This window comes from Janthinobacterium kochi (genome assembly GCF_051380715.1).
Classification (GTDB): domain Bacteria; phylum Pseudomonadota; class Gammaproteobacteria; order Burkholderiales; family Burkholderiaceae_D; genus Janthinobacterium.
The window spans coordinates 24,715-43,182 of the sequence record NZ_JBNYXO010000009.1; the positions used below are offsets into that span (position 1 = coordinate 24,715).

Here is an 18,468-nt window from a genome sequence, read left to right on the forward strand (position 1 = left end):
CCTATCTTCCTTTCCTCAAAAACGCTAAGAAGACTGCAAAGGTCAACAAAAAAGCACCCGAAGGTGCTTTTTTAAAAGGAAAATGCCGCTTAGTTTCGCACTGCGAAGGCATTTCCACAGGCATGGCAATAGTAGCCATAATCATACATGTTCTTCCAAACAGGATAGTGTTCCGCGTAGCGCTTGCTGCGCTTCAGATAGGCACGCGTTTCCCATGCCCACCATGCGACAAGACCAAGGGTGATGAAAGCCAGTGGTGTTTTACTGAAGAGCCACGGACTGGTAGCAACCGACATGATGCCGCCTGCGATCATCTCCAGCTTCTTCGGCTTCTTAGGTTCACTGAAGCGCGCCGCCAAGGTGGTCTGGCTCGTAGTGCTGCTACTACCAGCAAAAGTGCCAGCACCGCTGGTACCAACTCCAACACCCACCACAGACCCGTTGCTGTAAGTTGTTCCTGCCTGGATGACTGCGCGGATAGCTTGCGTGTGATTGCCACCGCAATTTGAACATTGCGTTCCCATTGATTCCTCTCATGCTCAGGTTGTAGGGGGCGAGTCGCTGTCAAGACCGGCAACTTCCCCAGTTAATATCACCAACTCAACCCTTTGGGTTGATCCACAACTCTAACGCATGTTCATCTTCTTAGGTTGACTTGCCACCATACAAGTTGCCAAATAAATGTGGGGTGAGCATGTCCATTGATAACAACCAACACGGAGAGCTTTTCAAAAGCATTGGCAGAACCCTGGCCCAACGACGTGAAGCCAAGGGACTCACTCAGGAACAGGTTGCTGAGGCTCTTCAGATAGGGACGGAAGCTGTTTCACGCATGGAACGCGGCATCACGATGCCCACAGTTCAACGTTTTGCCGAACTGGCTGAGGTTTACCAGTGCGGCATTGATGATCTTCTAATATCCAGCAGTAACCGCGCCAGCGACCAAGCGGAGATGATCGCGCAGATCCTGCAAACCTTGCCCGAAGCCGACCGATCCATGATTGTTGAAGTAGTCAAGAAGATTGCAGGCCACCTTAAAGACAGCCTATAAATAAATTTGGTATTTCCCATAATGTGGAGCACAAAGTGTTGACGTGCAGCGCCTTACCTTTATAGTGTACCTAACCGTTTCGGTTATACAGCGACTAACTACTAATTCAAAGCGATGAACTATAAAGACCTCTTGGCTAAGCCCATCTCTGAAGTTGTCTCTATCAAAGGCAACGTTCAATCTGCACATCAAGATCAGCAAAGCATTATCGCCACCTGGTTTGACCAGCAGCCTAAAATCTTGAACGAACAGGATGGCACCAGCATTAACTATGCAGACGCCATCATTGCACTTCGTAAGAAAAAATTCGGCGCATGAATAATCAACAGCAATCTACGTCTCATATCAACGATATCTGGGACGAGCTTTTGAACTCTGAAGCGAGTCAGAGGTTCTTGGAAGCACAAGTGAAAAAGGCCGAAGAACTTCTTGCTACAACAAAGGTAACTTCACCACCTGATCTTGATTCTTGAATTGCCTTCGCCATAGTACTTATTTCTCATAGCCACTATGATGCTTTTTACAACCTCCTCTTCTTGTACTACATAGAGTGGCGTTTGCATAGGCGGCTTGGGCCTTGCTTTCACTAAACCATGCTTCGCCATGAACTCTTGCTCCGATAGCTCAATTGCGCGGTTATGCCACTGCCTAGTGCCGTCCGATCCTTCCACCGCAGGACCGTCTTCACGGTGCAGCTCACCATTCTCATACCAAGCACGCGCTCCACTGGCTGCTTCCACTGCTGGCCCTCCTATGCGGTGCAGCAAGCCATTCAGATACCAACGATAGCTTCCATCAGCGTTAATTACTGCTGGACCTTGTGGCCTGTGCCGCTTGCCGTCTATCCACCACTCCCTACCTCCATCTCTCCACATGACTGCGGGGCCATTCAACTTATGCAGCTTGCCGTGGTAATACCACGACTTGGAACCATCACTTTCTATACACGCAGGGCCATCTTCTCTGTGTAGCTGATCATTGCAATACCAAAGCTCCATACCATCTTCTTCATACTTTCCATTCTTCAAGGGAACCTCCTAAATTTTTTCCCTACCGAGATACTATCTTATTGAAAGTTATTTACAACAAAGCTTCGGTTATCGAGTTGACTAAAAAAATGGCAGTATGCCGATTAATCTTCTTTAACCCTACGTCATACGTAGAGCTCCAACGTATTGCTTCATGGCAATTTATTATTCATTAGTTCATACTGCGTGTATTGGTTGAGGAAAAATTCAATCAATAAAAAGCGATCAACTACTAACTAAGCGATTACCCATCAACTGCCTGAATGTGGATAGGCCACAGGAACGGAGGGACTAAATATGAAATAAAATACAAAGGAAAATCTATGAACAAGGCAGAACAAGAATACTATAGCAAAAACTATTTCGCACACACTGACGGCCAAGACGCACTTGCCGAAGTACCATCCAACTTCGTTGACTTGGTGCTCACTGATCCTCCATACGGCATTGCCAACAGCGCAAAGCTCACCAAAGTCAAAGACAAAATCGTTAGCACCCAACAAGCTTGGGGAAACGACTTTACCGATAGCTGGGCCACCATTGAAGAGTACTATGATTGGCTCAAGCCATTCATTGCTCAGTTCGTCCGCGTGCTCAAGGACAACGGATCACTGATCCTCTTCCTGGACAGAAAATACACTGGCCTCATCGTTCATTACATTGAACGAGACTTCAAGCTGAACTTCAAGAACAAGATTTACTTCAAGAAGAAGAACCCTGTTCCGAGCATTCGCAAGAATAACTATCGCTCTACCATTGAAGAAGCGGTATGGTTCACAAAGGGTAAGCAATACACCTTCAATTTCGGCCCTCAAGCTGACATGGTGCAGTTCTATGAAGGACCAATCGGTAGGAAGAAGACAGAGCACCCAACCGAGAAATACGCCTGGATGATTGAGCCCTTGATCAAGAACCACACCCGCCCTGGTGACGTAGTGCTGGACGCCTTTGCAGGATCTGCAACCACACTGGTAATTGCCAAAAAGCATGACTGCCACGCTATTGGGTTTGAGAAGGACAGCCGCTTCCATGAGATGGCCAAGGCCAGACTCCAGCAGGAACAGCTTAAGCTGGCCTTCCAGGCACCACCCAAAGAAGCTGACATTGTGCGAGAACTGGATGCGCTCATGGACGCCGAGCTGGTCTTTGTGCCGTGCAACTTCAGCAGTGCCGCAAACTCAGAGTTAGAGTCCCAGCCTTCACCACGTTTTCGAATTGCTTATTGAGGATCATAACCACTTCCACGATACAGCGACGAAATAGAAACTTAAAGCGACGACCCATCAACTGCCTATCTTTAGGAGGGTTAAACATGTACTAAATAAAACCACTTATAAAAGGAATCATTATGTCTAAATCTAACAACAAATCAAAAACCACTCAGTTTGCATTTCCAGTAAAACTCATTCCATATGGCGACATCTCCTTCACTGAATTTCTTAATTCAGATGGCGCACAACTGCTATCGACCAGAACCCTTGGCATGAATGATTATCATAAGGCTGTGGCCATCCTTAGCACCTACCAGACACTTGAAATTTGCCACGCAATTCAGCAAGCTGGTCATGCTGATCTTCTTGATAGTGATGCAATGCAAGATAAAATCATGGACGCTGTGGAAAAAATTATTTTTGAGAACTTCGATGAAATGTTGACTAATTTTTGCGATGAACGTACAAAATTAATAACTCAAATTGAAGCCAAAAAAGGAGGTGTGTAATGACTGCCAATACATGCCTTCAATACTGTATCAATGGAATGGGAAAGCGCATTTTTGACTTTACCAAAACAGAAGATTGCAAAAAGTTGATCACTTCCTACAAGAAGTTTATGTTTAACCGTGAAAATCAGATTAAAGAAATATTGATTTCCTACAACACATACTTCATGATTCAAGCAGTCCTTGAAGCTACATTATTACCTAAGACAAAGGAATCAGTTGTTAGCTTTATGTCTTCAAAAGAATTTGAAGAGCTTCACAAGGAAATTATCAGTACAGTCCATGACAACTATCCAACGTTGATGAATTTCTTGAGTAGTAAAGACAAACGAAAACTTTATGCTTTGTTTGATTAAAAGAAAAGCACCCAGAAGGGTGCTTTTTTTATGTGTTGACTTTACCACTTGATATATTAACATCTTTATATAAAAAGGAGAAAATAATGAAAGATGGAATGTATGATGAACTAATTCGCAAATGTTGGTACTTTAAAGACGAGTTACACCGTGTAGATGGACCTGCTATTGAATCGGCAATGGGTGCAAAACAGTGGTTCCTTAATGGCAGACGCCACAGAGTAGATGGCCCCGCCATTGAAGGCATGGACGGTGTAGCGAATGGTCATAAAGAATGGTGGCTGTTTGACGCTTTGCACAGAATAGATGGTCCAGCTATTATCAGAATAGATGGCACAAAGGAATGGTTCATTGGGAATCAACGTCACAGAGAAGGCGGCCCAGCCATAGAATTCCCAGATGGTTCAAAATCTTGGTACATCAATGGCAAGAGCCACCGTGAAGACGGCCCTGCTATTGAAAGACCAGACGGGATCAACGAGTGGTATCAAAACGGGAGGCTTCACCGTGAAGATGGCCCTGCTATTGAAAGACCAGGTGGGATCAACGAATGGTATCAAAACGGGAAGCTTCACCGTGAGGACGGCCCTGCTAAAGAAGGCGCAGATGGAGCAAAATCTTGGTACATCAATGGCAAACTTCATAGAGAAGATGGGCCTGCTATTGAATACGCAGATGGATCAAAAGCTTGGTACATCAATGGCAAGCTTCATAGAGAAGATGGGCCTGCCGTTGAGTTGGCAAATGGTGATAAAGAGTGGTGGGTAAATGGAAAACAAATCCCACTAACTGAGCAAAAGAAGACGCTGGCAGATGTAACATTGGTGGCATCAGCAATGCGTGAATTAAGAACCAAGCAATCTTCTCTTAACAGTGAAATAACCCCAAAATCTAAGCCATAAATATTTTAAATTCTACGATAAAGGCCACATTAAGTGGCCTTTGTCTTATCACGCTAGTGAGAACGCCACGACGTTCCTCAACTCCGTGAGGTCCCCTTGGGGACTGGCGACAGCCAAGGGGGAACAATTCAGGAATAATAGCCTAGAGGTTTTCTTTATTGACTAAGCCTCTTCATTTGCTATAACTATTACATAGGAGATAAAAATGAAGAGCAAATTCGAACTAAAAATACAATCATTTCAGCACATTTCTTTTGAGATCCTGAAAAATGGCGACAGCGTCCCCAAACTTGGCAACTCTATCTACATCAATGACTCTGAAGAACCAGCATATGAGAAAGAAATGCTGCTCTCAAAAGCATTGCAACATCTCATTGAAACAAAGACGATAGACAATGCTATCAGAACCGACGATAGAGAAGACTTACTTGCTTACGTAGACTCTATCCTTGCTGTAGTTCAAGCGAAGCGTTCAGAAGTAATGAGATTAGAAGAGTATGTGGAAGCGCCTAAAGCTACTACCAGGAAGAAATTAAAGTCATAGAAAATCACCCACTTGGGTGCTTTTTATTTCACGCTGCCAAATTTATCACTTACATTACTTGATCTTCCCCCTTACGTCAGTCAAAATCATATGAATTTAACTAGACAGAGAAATCGTGAGTCGCCAAGTCCACCTGCACAAGATTGTCGGTCGTTGCATAGCAAAGAGGCGTCACGCAACGGGAATGAGTCAAGAAACAGTAGCGGAGCTGATGCAGATGAGCACCGAGGGTTACGCTAGGTACGAGCGTGGAGACACACCTGTTTCCCTGCTCAAGCTCAACGACCTGGCGACGATTTTCAAGTGTGGCATTGATGAACTGGTCGTTGAAACAAGCATCGGCCTCACTGCCCAGGCACAGCACATTGCCAAGCTGTTAGACGGCGTTTCCAGCGTTGACAGGGACGAGATAGTGAAGATTGTGGAGAGTATTTGCGCGTTATCCCATAAAAAGCATAAGATGCAATGATCTCAACTTTACCTGACGGGTATAAAGCAGTGCAATTGATAGGTTAGGACTAATGGAACCGGCCAAAAATCGACAGCACTGTGACAATAAGATTGAATTAATAAACTAGCGCATATTCATTCAACATGACTGACGATTACGAAGAATTTGACCACGATATCGAACGATACACACCTATAGAAGATATTGACCCAGCGGGATTACTGGGGGCATTAAAAGGTCTGTATATTATTAACCAAGACATGTTCATGCGAATGCAAGCGTACAACTTAACGATAGTTGATACATTCTTGACTCAACTTGAATATTCGAATCTGAAAAAATTGAACGAAATAGAGCGAACGCCTCCTGAAACACATTTTTTAGGTGCGCAATCTCAAATGTGGATATTTGCCGCCTATGAATTACTTAGAACATGGCAAGAGCGCTGCAAAAACCTCGTTAAATGGTCCGAAACCGGCGGGTTGAAACAAAAACTCGAAGCTCTAAAATCAAAAGACGATGGGATTATGCACTTTGGACGTGAAAATCACATTCGTCAAATTGAGAGCGTAATTTCCGAACCAATGATACTAGATCGTATTCGCAAGGAATTAGCGCACCTCCACATACCATTCACCCGGTTAGAATTTATCCGGGTGGCAATTGCCAAACACGAGGTCAGTGGAAAGGCAAAGGCAGTGGCACACATGCCAGGATACGGCCGTATTAACATGTACTGCGGATCTCTTGATTACCAAATGGAGAACGGCCCTATCATTCTCGGTCAAATTAATCGCCGGGATATTGCAGATAGCTTGCGAACAATCGACTTCAGTAGCGCCCCACCATCTGAGGCAGAACTTAAAAAATTCGACGACTTCATGAGGGGGCGGATGCTGAATGGCGTGATGTGAGAATAATTGAACTAGAACGCTGACTTAGAAGAACACCTCTGAGAGCGCGAAGTTCATATTCGGTGGAGTTCTATTTTAAATTCGAAGGTTCGGAATGGGGCAGAGCAGCCATTTTAAATTTTTCATCAAGTGAGATACAAGAAGAATCTCACGCGTTAGCGGGCCCTGCCGGCGGCCCCTACTCCATTTCAAAATCGAAATGAAGCAGGCTAGGGAAAACCCATTCTGGTGGTTGTAGTGGCTTGACATAGCACTGTTCTTTTGTATGTTCTTCATAAAAGGAGAACGTCAAATGCAGTGGATCAAAAAACTTATTTATATCTTGAAGGGAATTTTTGGAATGAGTATGCCTACTAGCTTTGAAGAAGCGGTACAGAGCTTGCAAAATTTTCTAACTTCTGAGGGGCGCAACCCATTAGATGCGGATGAAATTTCTTATCTATGCAGATTCTACCTGCCTTGGATGGGTGGTTTTGAACTCGCTGGCTTACTTTGGGAGTATAGGTTTAATGTTTTCTTTAAGAAGCTACTTGGACTTCTTCCTGACGGCGGCATTGATGAACTTCGCCCTCTAGCTATGGAATTCTACAGAAAAAACATGAAGCCAGAAGACGCCGCAAAAGAGTATAGGCAGCGCAATTACGACAGACAACAAGCTAATATAAACGCTAAAGACGATCATCCGAAAAGCTCGACAGACAACCAAGCTATTCATAGTTGACCGGTAAATTTAAGAGTTAGTCAAGGCACCTTCGGGTGCTTTTTTTTCGCCTTTAGATAAATTAATTTGACTTTTATTCGCAATCTTATAAATTTATATTACACACAACAAATAAAAGGCAAATTATATGATAATAAAAATTATAGCTTCTCTCTTGACATTTTACGCAGCAAATTCTAATGCGCAAAGTTTTGGTTCAGACTCAACATCTCTTGGAAAACAATCCACCAATATGACTGTACAACAGTCAAAAGCCCAGACTATTCTTTCCTCTCCGTATGCAGCAGGACCAGCGGCACCACCAGTAGGAACAAACGTTAAAAATGTAGTTTATGGCACTTGCCCAGCAGGCTTTTTATATAATGGCAGCACCATTTATCCTGTAAGTGAAACTGTCACAACCACATACACAGTCAATGGGCAAGTTGTCGGAAAAAAGACATCTGAGCCTTTGTATTACGATAATGACTGCACAAAAACGGAAAAACAAACACTATCATGCCCCGCTGGCTATAGTGGAAGCATTTCACAAAGCCGCAAAGTATCTACTGACGATGCAACCGGCTACGCTTATGGTCCTTGGACTACAACTTCTAATACCTGTACTCCACCACCACCTCCACCGCCGCCTGTACCTGTTTGCAGCACCTCTAGATCATGCGAAATCCGAGATAATGCGACAGGGGAGTGCTTAGTAACTGCATCAAGCACATATTGCAGCGGCAAGCTAGTTACACATTGCCGCTTCCAGTATGAAGGATATAGAGCAATATCTTGTGTAGACTATGACAGCAATGGTTTGCCTATTAGATGGTACCAGTAAAACCCTCACACTTCAAAATAAAAGCACCTCTCAAGGTGCTTTTCTACTTATGCAAGCCGAACACGCTAGTGAGAACGCCACGACGTTCTTCCAGGACGTGAGGTCCCTTGAGGGACCGGCGCTAGCCCAGGGTGCCTACACTTTATTTATTTCCCTTCCTCATCTTGTGAACAAATTCCACTTGGATAAATATCTTTCATATCAATGAATGCCTTGAACAATGCTATGTCTGTGTCAGGCATTTTTTTGAACATCTCCGTCTTCAGCATTCTTTTCAAGTCACCTCTAAGCAAATACTCAACCCTGTCACCCATCTTTTTACCCTGAATGGCATACATGCTTTTGGCAACCACATGAAGAGACAGGGGGATAGATGCAGTGATCTTCACACTTCTTTTGACATCACTTACTTGGAAATCAGTATTTTCATCATTTCTATAATTACTCATCTTCTTCACCTCCATCCAAATTTTCCAAACCCAAATAATCATTAACCGAACCTTCCCCAACTTCACCTTCTTTCACCTGTCTCTTTTGCTGAGATGACGGCATGCCAAAAGTGTTGAAATCCTGAATTCCCTCTTCTCTCATGTAATCAATAAACCATTTCTGATTACTGACATAAGCTATGTCTTTCTTTATCAGCTCGGTGATTTTTTGCTCCATAGTCAACCCTTGCGCTTCAGCTACGAACTTCGCTTTCAGATAGAGCCAATTTGACATCCTTGCACTCATCTTCTTTATTTTAACTGTGCGCGCCGCACTCATCTTCTTGTTCACTTTCTTCTCGCTCATACATTCCTCCAATATATATTTAATACATATCAGGATAAATTCGGATGTCAACTAGATTTTTTTAGCATGTGAACATTTCGACATGAGAATAAATTTACATTAAATCTAATGTAAATTTTTAAAAATAAACATTCGATTGAATCCGGGTTTCTAATTTCTCACATTCGTTAAGATGTTTGATATCTATTTCTCACATTCGTTAAGATGTCTGATATCTATTTCTCACATCGATAAAAATCCGGGGGATAAAAAATCCACCACGAGATTTGACTTACTTTTTTGATTTGTTATCCTATTAATAAGTAGCGTTACTTTAACCCCCTGGAAAACGAGAAAAACAAGGAAAATGAGTTAAAGCAAGGTCAATCAATCCTACGTTTACCCCTAACGGGCTATTCTTGGTTTGAATATCGTGGGTTTCACCCACACCCGCTGCTGCGCGAAGCTCGATAAAAATAACAATAAAGGAGGCCACATGGCACAACCAAAAAAACTAAAAGATCCACATCTCAAACAACGAGCCGGTCAAACTGGCGTTGAAGCAAATAAGCAAAGACGCACTAAGCGTTTTGAAATCAGGTTCACCGATGAAGAATGGGCCGCTCTCCAACAACGAGCCATAGAAGCAGGTGCATCTTCCACAGCAATTTATGCCCGTGCAGTTCTTCTGCCTGCCAACCACCAGGCTGACAACGAGACTAAAGCAGAGCACAAACTTCGTATTCAATTATTGGCCTCTCTTGGAAAAATCGGCAGCAATGTCAATCAGATTGCTAGAGCTTTAAACCGCATGAAGATGTGGAACACGACAACAGAAGGCATGTTCCAGGAACTGACAAAGATTCAGGAAGGAATAACTACCATAACAAAAATATTTAAGGAGAAGAAATGAATAATGAAAAACCAGAACCAGGTGAATCAATTGATTGGTACGATCATGGGATATTAGAGCTAGAAGAACCAAAAGAGGTAAAAAATGGAAGATATGAGGAAGCTGGGAAAGTCTGCTGGTATTTAAACGATCATTTGCATAGAGAAGATGGCCCTGCTGTTGAATGGGCTGCCGGTGATAAATCCTGGTTCTTGAATGGATTGCTTCACCGTGAAGGAGGCCCTGCTATTGAATATGCAAACGGCCATAAACAATGGTGGATTAATGGGGAGCGCCATAGAGAAGACGGGCCTGCTATTGAATCGGCAAACGGATCTAAGCAATGGTTCTTGAATGGCAAATACCACAGGGAAGACGGCCCTGCTATTGAAATAAAAGATGGGACAAAGCATTGGTGGATCAATGGGCAGCGCCACCGAGAAGATGGCCCAGCCGTTGAGTACGCTGACGGCTCTAAAGACTGGTATTTGAACGACATTCAACTTTCTGAAGAAGAATTTAACCAACGGCTTATGAAGAAAAATCTCAAAGAAAAACTTCACACCACCCTTAAGCCAAAACCTACACAGAAGAGGTCAAAGATATGAAAAATGGAAGATATGAAGAAGCTGGAGCAATCTGTTGGTACTTAAATGATCAGTTGCATAGAGAGGACGGCCCTGCCATTGAGTGGGCTAACGGCGATAAAGAATGGTGGGGCAATGGCAGACAGCACAGAGAGGACGGCCCTGCTATTGAATACGCAAACGGCGATAAAGAATGGTACATCAATGGACAGCGCCACAGAGAAGAAGGACCAGCTATTGAATGGGCTGACGGTGATAAAGAATGGTGGATCAATGGGGAGCGCCATAGAGAAGACGGGCCTGCTATTGAATGGGCTGACGGCGATAAAGAATGGTTTATTAATGACAAGCGTCACCGTGAAGACGGCCCTGCTATTGATTATTCGGACGGCGATAAAGAATGGTGGATCAATGGCATTGAGCTTTCTGAAGAAGAATTCAATCATTTTCTTATGAAGAAAAATCTCAACGAAAAACTCAATGAACAACTGAAACCAAAACCTACACAGAAGAGGTCAAAGATATGAAAAATGGAAGATATGAAGAAGAAAGAACAATCTGCTGGTATTTAAATGATCAGTTGCATAGAGAGGATGGCCCTGCCGTCGAGTGGGAAGATGGCACTAGGCAATGGTGGATCAATGGCAAACGTCACAGAGAAGGCAGCCCTGCTATCGAACATGCAAACGGCACTAAACAATGGTGGATTAATGGCGAGCGCCATAGAGAAGATGGGCCTGCTGTCGAACGTGTAAACGGCTCTAAGCAATGGTGGATCAATGGAAAATACCACAGGGAAGACGGCCCTGCCGTTGAGTACGCTGACGGCTCTAAAGACTGGTATTTGAATGACATTGAGCTTTCTGAAGAGGAATTTAATCAATGGCTTATGAAGAAAAAGCTTAACGAAAAACTCAATGAACAACTGAAACCAAAACCTACACAGAAGAGGTCAAAGATATGAAAAATGGAAGATATGAAGAAGAAAGAACAATCTGTTGGTACTTAAATGACAAGCGTCACCGTGAGGATGGCCCAGCTATTGAATCGGCTAATGGAACAAAAGAATGGTTTATTAATGGCAAATACCACAGGGAGGACGGCCCTGCTGTTGAACTTGAAGATGGGACGAAGCATTGGTGGATCAATGGCAAGCTTCACAGAGAAGATGGCCCAGCCGTTGAATGGGCTGCCGGTGATAAATCCTGGTATTTGAATGGCAAGCGCCACCGTGAGGATGGCCCTGCTATTGAAAGTCCAAACGGCGATAAAGAATGGTGGGTCAATGGCTTACGACACAGAGAAGATGGCCCTGCTTGCATTTATAAAGACCCCGACGAAAACGACTTCTTCTATGAGTGGTTTCGTTATGGTGAAAGAGTGAGTGAGGAAGAAATTGAACAGATCATTGTTAAGAAGGAACTTAATAGAAAACTTCACACCACTCTAAAATCAAAACCTACACAAAAGAGGTCAAAGATATGAAAAATGGAAGATATGAAGAATCTGGAAGAACTGAATGGTACTTAAACGATCAGTTGCATAGGGAAGATGGCCCTGCTATTGAATGGGCAAATGGCTCTAAGCATTGGTATGTAGAAGGATCACTCCATAGAGAAGATGGGCCAGCCATTGAACATGCAAACGGCTCTAAGTATTGGTACTTAAATGACGAGCTTCACCGTGAGAATGGCCCTGCCGTTGAATCGGCTAATGGGATGAAGCAATGGTACTTAAATGACAAGCGTCACCGAGAAGATGGCCCAGCCGTTGAGTATTCAGATGGCCGCAAGGAGTGGTATTTGAACGACATTCAACTTTCTGAAGAAGAATTCAATCATTTTGTCATGAAGAAAGAACTTAACTATAAGCTCAATGAACAACTCAAATCAAAACCTACACAGAAGATGTCAAAGATATGAAAAATGGAAGATATGAAGAAGCTGGAAGAACTAAATGGTATTTAAACGATCAGTTGCATAGAGAGGATGGACCTGCCGTTGAGTACGTTCACTGCTATAAAGGTTGGTTTATCAATGGGCAGCACCACAGAGAAGACGGCCCTGCTATTGAACATGCAAACGGGCCAAAAGAGTGGTATTTAAACGGATTACTCCACCGAGAAGACGGCCCTGCTATTGAATACTCTAACGGTGATAAAGAATGGTGGATCAATGACATTGAGCTTTCTGAAGAGGAATTTAATCAGTGGCTTATGAAGAAAAAACTTAACTATAAGCTCAATGAACAACTGAAACCAAAACCTACACAGAAGAGGTCAAAGATATGAAAAATGGAAGATATGAAGAAGCTGGAAGAACTGAATGGTATGACAATGGAAAACTACATCGTACAGGTGGACCAGCCGTATTATGGGATGATGGATATGCCGAATGGAGGTTGAACGGTGAGCTACATCGTAGAAATGGGCCTGCGATAAAATATAACAACGGTACTCAAGTTTGGTATCTCCATGGAAAAATTCACAGATTGAATGGCCCCGCTATAGAACGTAAAGACGGAAAAGCTGAATGGTATCTTCATGGTGTTAGAACCACTAAAGATCGTGTTCAAAGAATTTACTTAAATTCAAAGATTAATTTTTTCCTTAGCATAGCGAACAAGCTTAAGCAAACACTTATCACTGCCGTTTCACTGTCTAGAACAAAATCTATTTCTACTTCTCTGACCACACAAGCCATCCCATCACGTTCAGGTTTAGAAGATTTAATTAATGATGAACCTAGTTTGCAAGAACAACTTAAGATCAAGCTAGAAAATGATCTACGTTCAAAGGGAGGCCGACTATGAACATCACAATCTTCCCCACCGGAAAAGGAGGTGCAGCTTCCGCAGTGAATTACCTACTCAGCCACACCGATCATGAAGGCAAAAAGCGCTCTGTCATGCCTGAAATTATTTCTGGCGATCCTGACACCTTCACGGCCATAGCCAATGCAACTAACAGGCTGCATAAGTACACGTCTGGTGTGATTGCATTCCGCGATCAAGAAACCCTTACCCATGACCAGGTCAGCACCCTCATCGACACGTTCCGCGCCACCTTCCTACCAGGCTTGAGGCTGGATGAGAACTTTGCAGATTTTTGGGTAATGCACCGCGACAAGGGGAACCTAGAGCTTCATTTCCTGGTTGCCAACACTGAACTGACCACCGGCCAGCAGCTCAACATTCATCCACCGGGCGAGAAGAATATTCAATTCTTCAACGCCTTTTCTGCCGTCATGAACGACACCTTCGGCTTCGCCCAGGTAGTACCAGATCCTCTGAAAATTGCACTTAAGCCATTTGAAGCAAAGTCACCCAGCGGCAAGAAAAATAAGAAGGCCAAGAACGACTTTGCCAAGGTCCTGCACGCAGAGATCACCAATGGCTTCATTGCTGACCGCAACGCCTTGATCGGCTTCATGAAGCGCAGCGGCATTGACGTGCAGAAGGTCAGCAGCGACTTCATCACCGTCCGTCTGCCTGGCGCTCAGAAAAACACCCGCCTTAAAGGCCCACTGTTCACCAAGGACAGCAACTATGCCCAGCTAGTAAGGCAGCACCACCAATCCAAGATCCCAACGTTCCTGACACCATTAGAGGCCCAAGAACAGAAGAACAGCCTGGTAGCTGGGATCGAGGCCAGAGCCGCTTTTAACCAGCGCCGCTACCTATCCCCTAAACCTGGTGCAAACCGCAACAGAACCGCTGCCATGCCCACCAGTGCTAATGCACAGGTCAAGCTGAATCCTGTCAAAGTGCAACCGCCACCAAATAGCACCAGCACTATCTTAGCCAGCCAATTGACAGCATTGAAAGAACAAGCTGATCCTGCTATCCGCAACCCGGCCGCGCACCTTCCTCACCACGTTGCACGCCGCAAAGATGAACGAGAACAGGCCACCGCCATCCCCTCCGTCACAGGTGCTGCCTTGGGTGGTTTAGAAGCCCAGATTGGCAACCTCTCCTTGCAATACCACACTCTCGTACTGAGCCTGGCCAGTGCCACAGGAAGACGAGCTTCGCTACTCAAGGCACAAATCATGGCTGTAGAGCAAAAACTAGCTGCTCTCAATCTTGAGCTACAAAGAAAGAAAGCTCAACTTGTCAGCGATCCAGCTAAACCAAAAACATAAAGGCACCAACAGGTGCTTTTTTTATTGATGAGATACTAGTTAAAATCATATGAATTTAACTTGACAATATCTATTCTCCTGATAGAAATATAAGAACAGGAGAAGATAAATGATCAAGAAGAAAAACAACTCATACCGCCTTATCAAAGACAACATTGCGAAGCTCACCTTAATTCACCTAGCAACACGCATTTCCCCATCAAACCTGACAGCAATATTTTTAAGCAATTTTGCTGACGACAAGCTGCGTTTAATGAAGAAGACAAAAGACGGATATTGGCAATGGGACTTATCAAGCAAAACACCCTACAAGTACTTTAAGAGGGAATCGGCAAGATACTTGAAGAACAATTCGTCCAATCACACCTTCAAAACCATGCTAGAGATTATAAAAAAGAGATACCTTACCAATGAGTATGTTGGCTTTAGATACGAAGATGTACTACTGAACTATCGATCACAAGAGTCATTTTTGAAGGATTTTGTGCGCGACAGTTTCATCAGAGTCTTCCCACTTCTACCAACAATGACACCAAAGGAAAGGGCAGTCAGAAATCAAAGATTGGGGAAAATATCTTGCGATCATTGGATAGGAGACATTGTGGAATGCGACTACTTTAGTCAAGCACCAGGCTTCATGATGGATAACGTAAAAAATTCCATTCATATGATAGAGCTTTATGTTGCAAATCTGCTCAATGACAAAGACCTTGATCATGACCTTATGAAGCTTGAAACCAACCAGAATTTGCAGACAAAGCTTCAACCTAAGCCACAAGAAGCAAAAGCAAAGATCGTCAAGATTTGATACTTCTTTTTTTAAAATATAGCGCTAGTCAATCCTCCATCGTAAAAAAGGGTTACTTCTTACTCTGCACACAGTCACGCTAGTGAGAAGGCTCCGACCTTCTTCTAAGTTATGAGGTCCGGGGACCGGCGACAGCCCAGGCGATAAGCAACGGTATTGCCCAAGCTACTGGCACTCAAAATTCCAATTTAATAATTATCACTAGACCAATAGTCCTCGCCCCCTGTAGACTGAAGGAACTTTTTGTTGCAGATAGCCCAAGGGCCAACATAGGGGGAACTAGTCGGTGATCAATCAGATAGACATAGCGAGTTTTGGCAGCTTCCAAGGCTTAGATTGGAAAAAGACGGTCAAGGATAGTGGCAAGACGGTCCAGAATTTCAAGCGGCTAAACATCCTGTACGGACGTAACTATTCTGGCAAGACGACGCTTTCTCGCATCTTTCGTTCGCTTGAGACTCGTAAGCTCCCATTGAACTATATCGGGTCGTCCTTCACCATGACTGGTGATAAAGGCGCTGTCACTCATACTGGTCTAGCTGCGCACAACTACGACGTGCGCGTCTACAACCGAGACTTCGTAACTGACAACTTGAGCTTCCTGGTCAATCAGGAAATCGGAGGCGTCATCAAAACCTTCGCCATCGTCGGTGAGCAGAACAAGGAAATTGACGACGCCATCGCTGCGATTGAAGCCAAGCTGGGTAGTGTGGAAAGCAAGGCAGGTTTACGTTTTGACCTTGAAGGAAAAAAGAAAGAGCGTGATCGCACCAGGACAGCCCACACTACAGCGTCAAGTGGCCTAGAAGAAAAGCTGCGTTTGCATGCCAGTGAAAAAATCAAGAAGAACCGGCAGTACGGTACCGCCGTCTACAACATAAGCCATATCAAAACCGACATTGCTTCCACCAGACAGCCTGACTTCGTTGCTCTCACTACCGAGCAACAGGGCAGCAAACTTAACTTGCTCAAGCAAGAAGCTCTGCCAGACGTCACAGGAACCCTGGCCATCAGCCTCAAGTTGGAATCGCTGACGGCAACAGCTACCCCGCTGCTGTCTAAGGCAATTACGCCAACCAAGGCCATTGAGGAATTGCTCAAGGACAGCGCCTTGCAGATGTGGGTGAAACAAGGGATGGGCCACCACAGGGAGAAGCGCGATACCTGCGCCTTCTGCCGCCAAGATCTGCCACACGACATTTGGCAGGTATTAGATGAGCACTTCAGCAAAGAATCTGGCGACCTGGAAACAGCCTTGGATGCTGCGATTAGTTCGGTCACGGACGAAATCGCCACCATTGCAGGACTCAACGCTTTCACAGGCACTCAGTTTTACGCTGAAGAACGTACTGCATTTGAAGCCAGCAGCAAAGCCCTGGCCCAAGCATTAGGCGTGTACAAGAAGGATCTGGAAACACTCAAAAAAGCGCTTGAGACTCGGAAGAACAACCTGTTCCAGCCAGTATCGTTAAAGAGTCCTCTGCATGACGCGACAGAAATTGAAAAGCACGTTGCCGACATCAATGCGCTCATAACCAAGAGCAACGGAAAGACCACCACACTTGAAAAGGACAAGACCGCCGCTAGGTTGGCGCTTCGCCTGGCTGATGTATTCGCGTTTGTTGAGGCCATAACCTACGACAAAGAGGTTAAAAACATTGCTACTCTTAGCACTACCGCTGAGAAGGCTGGCACGGCCTTAACCAATGCGGAAAAGGAGATTCGTGATGCCGAGGCAGAAGTTCAAACATTGAGAGCTAAACAGAAGGATGAGCGCAAAGGTGCTGAACGGGTTAATGCCCTCCTTAACAACTTCTTCGGTCATGATGGTATTAAGCTGGAAGCTCGCGAAGAAGCAGACAAGGCATCCGTCAAGTTTGAAATTACCCGCAACGGCAAATCGGCATACAACCTCAGTGAAGGCGAGTGCAGCCTTATCGCTTTCTGCTATTTCATGGCAAAACTTGATGATCCTGAGAGTAAAGGCAAAGAATTAATAATCTACATTGATGATCCAATTTCCAGCTTGGACGGAAATCATATCTTCTTCATGTACAGCTTGATTGAAAGCTTGATCGCCAAGCCCTTAAAAAATGCTGACGGCTCAAACAAGTATCGCTACAAACAGCTTTTCATCTCTACACACAATCTGGACTTTCTGAAATACCTCAAGCGCCTGTCCATTCCGATGAAGAAGATGCCAGCAGCAGAGGGAGCAAAGGCAAAGAGTGTCAGCGATCATGAACACTTCATGATTGAGCGAAACGGCGCTTCAAGCAACATCATGCTAATGCCGTCTTATCTCAAAGACTACATCACCGAGTTTCATTACCTTTTCCACCAAATTTACAAGTGCAAAGATCAAGCTGCCGCAGCAGAAAACCACGAGCCATTCTTTGGATTCGGCAACAATCTGCGCAAATTCTTAGAGGCATTCTTGTTCTTCAAATTTCCATACCACGACGACAAGAGCGATTCCTATGAACGAATAAAAAAGTTCTTTGGTGAAGATGAAGATACAGCCATTGTACTTATCAATCGACTCAACAACGAGTTCTCACACCTAGAGTCCGTTCCAGATAGAGGCTTCAAGCCTGTTGAAATACCAGAGATTGCTAAGGTTGCCAACTATGTTTTAGATAAGATTTACATATCGGACAAGGCGCAATACAACTCCCTCTTGAAAAGCATTAACGAACCTGAGCGAGTAGACTGATTTTTTCAATGCGCCATTTAAAAAAGCACCCTAACAGGT

At 44.3% G+C, this 18,468-nt stretch carries 26 protein-coding genes; 22 read left to right on the top strand and 4 right to left on the bottom strand.

Annotated elements, in window-relative coordinates:
• Positions 1-89: 89 nt before the first annotated feature.
• Positions 90-524, bottom strand: a complete 435-nt coding sequence (locus ACQ4WL_RS18985) for a hypothetical protein (protein ID WP_436511143.1) — start codon at positions 522-524, stop codon at positions 90-92.
• A gap of 170 nt (positions 525-694) precedes the next feature.
• On the opposite strand from ACQ4WL_RS18985, the gene ACQ4WL_RS18990 reads away from it, so the two are divergent.
• Positions 695-1,051, top strand: a complete 357-nt coding sequence (locus ACQ4WL_RS18990; protein ID WP_436511144.1) for a helix-turn-helix domain-containing protein — start codon at positions 695-697, stop codon at positions 1,049-1,051.
• A gap of 114 nt (positions 1,052-1,165) precedes the next feature.
• Positions 1,166-1,369, top strand: a complete 204-nt coding sequence (locus tag ACQ4WL_RS18995; RefSeq protein ID WP_436511145.1) for a hypothetical protein — start codon at positions 1,166-1,168, stop codon at positions 1,367-1,369.
• A 131-nt stretch (positions 1,370-1,500) separates the two neighbouring features.
• Here the strand turns inward: ACQ4WL_RS18995 and ACQ4WL_RS19000 are convergent, their stop codons facing one another.
• Positions 1,501-2,079: a hypothetical protein gene (locus ACQ4WL_RS19000; RefSeq protein WP_436511146.1), complete on the bottom strand. Its 579-nt coding sequence runs from the start codon at positions 2,077-2,079 to the stop codon at positions 1,501-1,503.
• A 323-nt stretch (positions 2,080-2,402) separates the two neighbouring features.
• Between ACQ4WL_RS19000 and ACQ4WL_RS19005 the strand changes: the two genes are divergently transcribed.
• The 9 genes from ACQ4WL_RS19005 (at position 2,403) to ACQ4WL_RS19045 (ending at position 8,510) form a co-directional block, all read left to right on the top strand.
• Positions 2,403-3,305 (top strand): DNA-methyltransferase, encoded by a 903-nt coding sequence (locus ACQ4WL_RS19005; RefSeq protein WP_436511147.1) that lies wholly within the window; start codon positions 2,403-2,405, stop codon positions 3,303-3,305.
• Between the two features lie 122 nt (positions 3,306-3,427).
• A complete protein-coding gene (locus tag ACQ4WL_RS19010) occupies positions 3,428-3,799 on the top strand; it encodes a hypothetical protein (RefSeq protein ID WP_436511148.1) in 372 nt (123 codons plus the stop codon).
• Positions 3,799-4,155, top strand: a complete 357-nt coding sequence (locus tag ACQ4WL_RS19015; RefSeq protein WP_436511149.1) for a hypothetical protein — start codon at positions 3,799-3,801, stop codon at positions 4,153-4,155. Before ACQ4WL_RS19010 ends, ACQ4WL_RS19015 begins: the two co-directional genes overlap by 1 nt.
• A gap of 86 nt (positions 4,156-4,241) precedes the next feature.
• Complete coding sequence (locus ACQ4WL_RS19020) at positions 4,242-5,057, top strand: toxin-antitoxin system YwqK family antitoxin (protein ID WP_436511150.1); 816 nt, start codon at positions 4,242-4,244, stop codon at positions 5,055-5,057.
• Between the two features lie 205 nt (positions 5,058-5,262).
• Positions 5,263-5,601, top strand: a complete 339-nt coding sequence (locus tag ACQ4WL_RS19025; protein ID WP_436511151.1) for a hypothetical protein — start codon at positions 5,263-5,265, stop codon at positions 5,599-5,601.
• 115 nt (positions 5,602-5,716) lie between these two features.
• Positions 5,717-6,070, top strand: coding sequence for a helix-turn-helix domain-containing protein (locus ACQ4WL_RS19030; RefSeq protein WP_436511152.1), 354 nt, complete (start codon positions 5,717-5,719; stop codon positions 6,068-6,070).
• A gap of 125 nt (positions 6,071-6,195) precedes the next feature.
• Positions 6,196-6,966 (top strand): hypothetical protein, encoded by a 771-nt coding sequence (locus ACQ4WL_RS19035; protein ID WP_436511153.1) that lies wholly within the window; start codon positions 6,196-6,198, stop codon positions 6,964-6,966.
• A 292-nt stretch (positions 6,967-7,258) separates the two neighbouring features.
• Positions 7,259-7,687 (top strand): hypothetical protein, encoded by a 429-nt coding sequence (locus ACQ4WL_RS19040; protein ID WP_436511154.1) that lies wholly within the window; start codon positions 7,259-7,261, stop codon positions 7,685-7,687.
• 127 nt (positions 7,688-7,814) lie between these two features.
• Positions 7,815-8,510, top strand: coding sequence for a hypothetical protein (locus ACQ4WL_RS19045; protein ID WP_436511155.1), 696 nt, complete (start codon positions 7,815-7,817; stop codon positions 8,508-8,510).
• A gap of 146 nt (positions 8,511-8,656) precedes the next feature.
• Here ACQ4WL_RS19045 and ACQ4WL_RS19050 read toward each other — a convergent pair whose 3' ends face one another.
• A complete protein-coding gene (locus tag ACQ4WL_RS19050) occupies positions 8,657-8,959 on the bottom strand; it encodes a hypothetical protein (RefSeq protein WP_436511156.1) in 303 nt (100 codons plus the stop codon).
• Positions 8,952-9,305, bottom strand: a complete 354-nt coding sequence (locus ACQ4WL_RS19055) for a hypothetical protein (protein ID WP_436511157.1) — start codon at positions 9,303-9,305, stop codon at positions 8,952-8,954. Before ACQ4WL_RS19055 ends, ACQ4WL_RS19050 begins: the two co-directional genes overlap by 8 nt.
• Positions 9,306-9,780: 475 nt before the next feature.
• Between ACQ4WL_RS19055 and ACQ4WL_RS19060 the strand changes: the two genes are divergently transcribed.
• From ACQ4WL_RS19060 to ACQ4WL_RS19110, 11 genes are all read left to right on the top strand, one after another.
• The gene (locus tag ACQ4WL_RS19060; protein ID WP_436511158.1) at positions 9,781-10,197 is read left to right on the top strand and encodes a plasmid mobilization protein; all 417 of its coding nucleotides are present in this window, start codon (positions 9,781-9,783) and stop codon (positions 10,195-10,197) included.
• Positions 10,194-10,784, top strand: a complete 591-nt coding sequence (locus tag ACQ4WL_RS19065) for a hypothetical protein (RefSeq protein WP_436511159.1) — start codon at positions 10,194-10,196, stop codon at positions 10,782-10,784. Before ACQ4WL_RS19060 ends, ACQ4WL_RS19065 begins: the two co-directional genes overlap by 4 nt.
• Positions 10,781-11,290 (top strand): hypothetical protein, encoded by a 510-nt coding sequence (locus ACQ4WL_RS19070; protein WP_436511160.1) that lies wholly within the window; start codon positions 10,781-10,783, stop codon positions 11,288-11,290. Before ACQ4WL_RS19065 ends, ACQ4WL_RS19070 begins: the two co-directional genes overlap by 4 nt.
• On the top strand, positions 11,287-11,727 hold the full coding sequence (locus ACQ4WL_RS19075) for a hypothetical protein (protein WP_436511161.1): 441 nt from the start codon (positions 11,287-11,289) through the stop codon (positions 11,725-11,727). The genes ACQ4WL_RS19070 and ACQ4WL_RS19075 overlap by 4 nt, the downstream gene beginning before the upstream one ends.
• On the top strand, positions 11,724-12,248 hold the full coding sequence (locus ACQ4WL_RS19080; protein ID WP_436511162.1) for a hypothetical protein: 525 nt from the start codon (positions 11,724-11,726) through the stop codon (positions 12,246-12,248). The genes ACQ4WL_RS19075 and ACQ4WL_RS19080 overlap by 4 nt, the downstream gene beginning before the upstream one ends.
• On the top strand, positions 12,245-12,685 hold the full coding sequence (locus tag ACQ4WL_RS19085) for a hypothetical protein (RefSeq protein ID WP_436511163.1): 441 nt from the start codon (positions 12,245-12,247) through the stop codon (positions 12,683-12,685). The genes ACQ4WL_RS19080 and ACQ4WL_RS19085 overlap by 4 nt, the downstream gene beginning before the upstream one ends.
• Positions 12,682-13,053, top strand: a complete 372-nt coding sequence (locus ACQ4WL_RS19090; protein ID WP_436511164.1) for a hypothetical protein — start codon at positions 12,682-12,684, stop codon at positions 13,051-13,053. The genes ACQ4WL_RS19085 and ACQ4WL_RS19090 overlap by 4 nt, the downstream gene beginning before the upstream one ends.
• Entirely contained in the window at positions 13,050-13,574 is a 525-nt protein-coding gene (locus ACQ4WL_RS19095) for a hypothetical protein (protein WP_436511165.1), read from the top strand. Before ACQ4WL_RS19090 ends, ACQ4WL_RS19095 begins: the two co-directional genes overlap by 4 nt.
• Entirely contained in the window at positions 13,571-14,905 is a 1,335-nt protein-coding gene (locus tag ACQ4WL_RS19100; RefSeq protein WP_436511166.1) for a relaxase family protein, read from the top strand. The genes ACQ4WL_RS19095 and ACQ4WL_RS19100 overlap by 4 nt, the downstream gene beginning before the upstream one ends.
• Positions 14,906-15,014: 109 nt before the next feature.
• Complete coding sequence (locus tag ACQ4WL_RS19105) at positions 15,015-15,713, top strand: hypothetical protein (protein WP_436511167.1); 699 nt, start codon at positions 15,015-15,017, stop codon at positions 15,711-15,713.
• A 286-nt stretch (positions 15,714-15,999) separates the two neighbouring features.
• A complete protein-coding gene (locus ACQ4WL_RS19110; RefSeq protein WP_436511168.1) occupies positions 16,000-18,429 on the top strand; it encodes an AAA family ATPase in 2,430 nt (809 codons plus the stop codon).
• Positions 18,430-18,468 lie beyond the last annotated feature (39 nt).

What these genes read in the sequence shown, in the direction of transcription:
- ACQ4WL_RS18985 (WP_436511143.1), bottom strand. Translation starts at nt 524, where the DNA reads ATGGGAACGCAATGTTCAAATTGCGGTGGCAATCACACGCAAGCTATC.
- ACQ4WL_RS19025 (WP_436511151.1), top strand. Translation starts at nt 5,263, where the DNA reads ATGAAGAGCAAATTCGAACTAAAAATACAATCATTTCAGCACATTTCT.
- ACQ4WL_RS19050 (WP_436511156.1), bottom strand. Translation starts at nt 8,959, where the DNA reads ATGAGTAATTATAGAAATGATGAAAATACTGATTTCCAAGTAAGTGAT.
- ACQ4WL_RS19010 (WP_436511148.1), top strand. Translation starts at nt 3,428, where the DNA reads ATGTCTAAATCTAACAACAAATCAAAAACCACTCAGTTTGCATTTCCA.
- ACQ4WL_RS19065 (WP_436511159.1), top strand. Translation starts at nt 10,194, where the DNA reads ATGAATAATGAAAAACCAGAACCAGGTGAATCAATTGATTGGTACGAT.
- ACQ4WL_RS19015 (WP_436511149.1), top strand. Translation starts at nt 3,799, where the DNA reads ATGACTGCCAATACATGCCTTCAATACTGTATCAATGGAATGGGAAAG.
- ACQ4WL_RS19080 (WP_436511162.1), top strand. Translation starts at nt 11,724, where the DNA reads ATGAAAAATGGAAGATATGAAGAAGAAAGAACAATCTGTTGGTACTTA.
- ACQ4WL_RS19005 (WP_436511147.1), top strand. Translation starts at nt 2,403, where the DNA reads ATGAACAAGGCAGAACAAGAATACTATAGCAAAAACTATTTCGCACAC.
- ACQ4WL_RS18990 (WP_436511144.1), top strand. Translation starts at nt 695, where the DNA reads ATGTCCATTGATAACAACCAACACGGAGAGCTTTTCAAAAGCATTGGC.
- ACQ4WL_RS19035 (WP_436511153.1), top strand. Translation starts at nt 6,196, where the DNA reads ATGACTGACGATTACGAAGAATTTGACCACGATATCGAACGATACACA.
- ACQ4WL_RS19105 (WP_436511167.1), top strand. Translation starts at nt 15,015, where the DNA reads ATGATCAAGAAGAAAAACAACTCATACCGCCTTATCAAAGACAACATT.
- ACQ4WL_RS19020 (WP_436511150.1), top strand. Translation starts at nt 4,242, where the DNA reads ATGAAAGATGGAATGTATGATGAACTAATTCGCAAATGTTGGTACTTT.
- ACQ4WL_RS19095 (WP_436511165.1), top strand. Translation starts at nt 13,050, where the DNA reads ATGAAAAATGGAAGATATGAAGAAGCTGGAAGAACTGAATGGTATGAC.
- ACQ4WL_RS19060 (WP_436511158.1), top strand. Translation starts at nt 9,781, where the DNA reads ATGGCACAACCAAAAAAACTAAAAGATCCACATCTCAAACAACGAGCC.
- ACQ4WL_RS19055 (WP_436511157.1), bottom strand. Translation starts at nt 9,305, where the DNA reads ATGAGCGAGAAGAAAGTGAACAAGAAGATGAGTGCGGCGCGCACAGTT.
- ACQ4WL_RS19045 (WP_436511155.1), top strand. Translation starts at nt 7,815, where the DNA reads ATGATAATAAAAATTATAGCTTCTCTCTTGACATTTTACGCAGCAAAT.
- ACQ4WL_RS19090 (WP_436511164.1), top strand. Translation starts at nt 12,682, where the DNA reads ATGAAAAATGGAAGATATGAAGAAGCTGGAAGAACTAAATGGTATTTA.
- ACQ4WL_RS19085 (WP_436511163.1), top strand. Translation starts at nt 12,245, where the DNA reads ATGAAAAATGGAAGATATGAAGAATCTGGAAGAACTGAATGGTACTTA.
- ACQ4WL_RS19075 (WP_436511161.1), top strand. Translation starts at nt 11,287, where the DNA reads ATGAAAAATGGAAGATATGAAGAAGAAAGAACAATCTGCTGGTATTTA.
- ACQ4WL_RS19070 (WP_436511160.1), top strand. Translation starts at nt 10,781, where the DNA reads ATGAAAAATGGAAGATATGAAGAAGCTGGAGCAATCTGTTGGTACTTA.
- ACQ4WL_RS19100 (WP_436511166.1), top strand. Translation starts at nt 13,571, where the DNA reads ATGAACATCACAATCTTCCCCACCGGAAAAGGAGGTGCAGCTTCCGCA.
- ACQ4WL_RS19040 (WP_436511154.1), top strand. Translation starts at nt 7,259, where the DNA reads ATGCAGTGGATCAAAAAACTTATTTATATCTTGAAGGGAATTTTTGGA.
- ACQ4WL_RS18995 (WP_436511145.1), top strand. Translation starts at nt 1,166, where the DNA reads ATGAACTATAAAGACCTCTTGGCTAAGCCCATCTCTGAAGTTGTCTCT.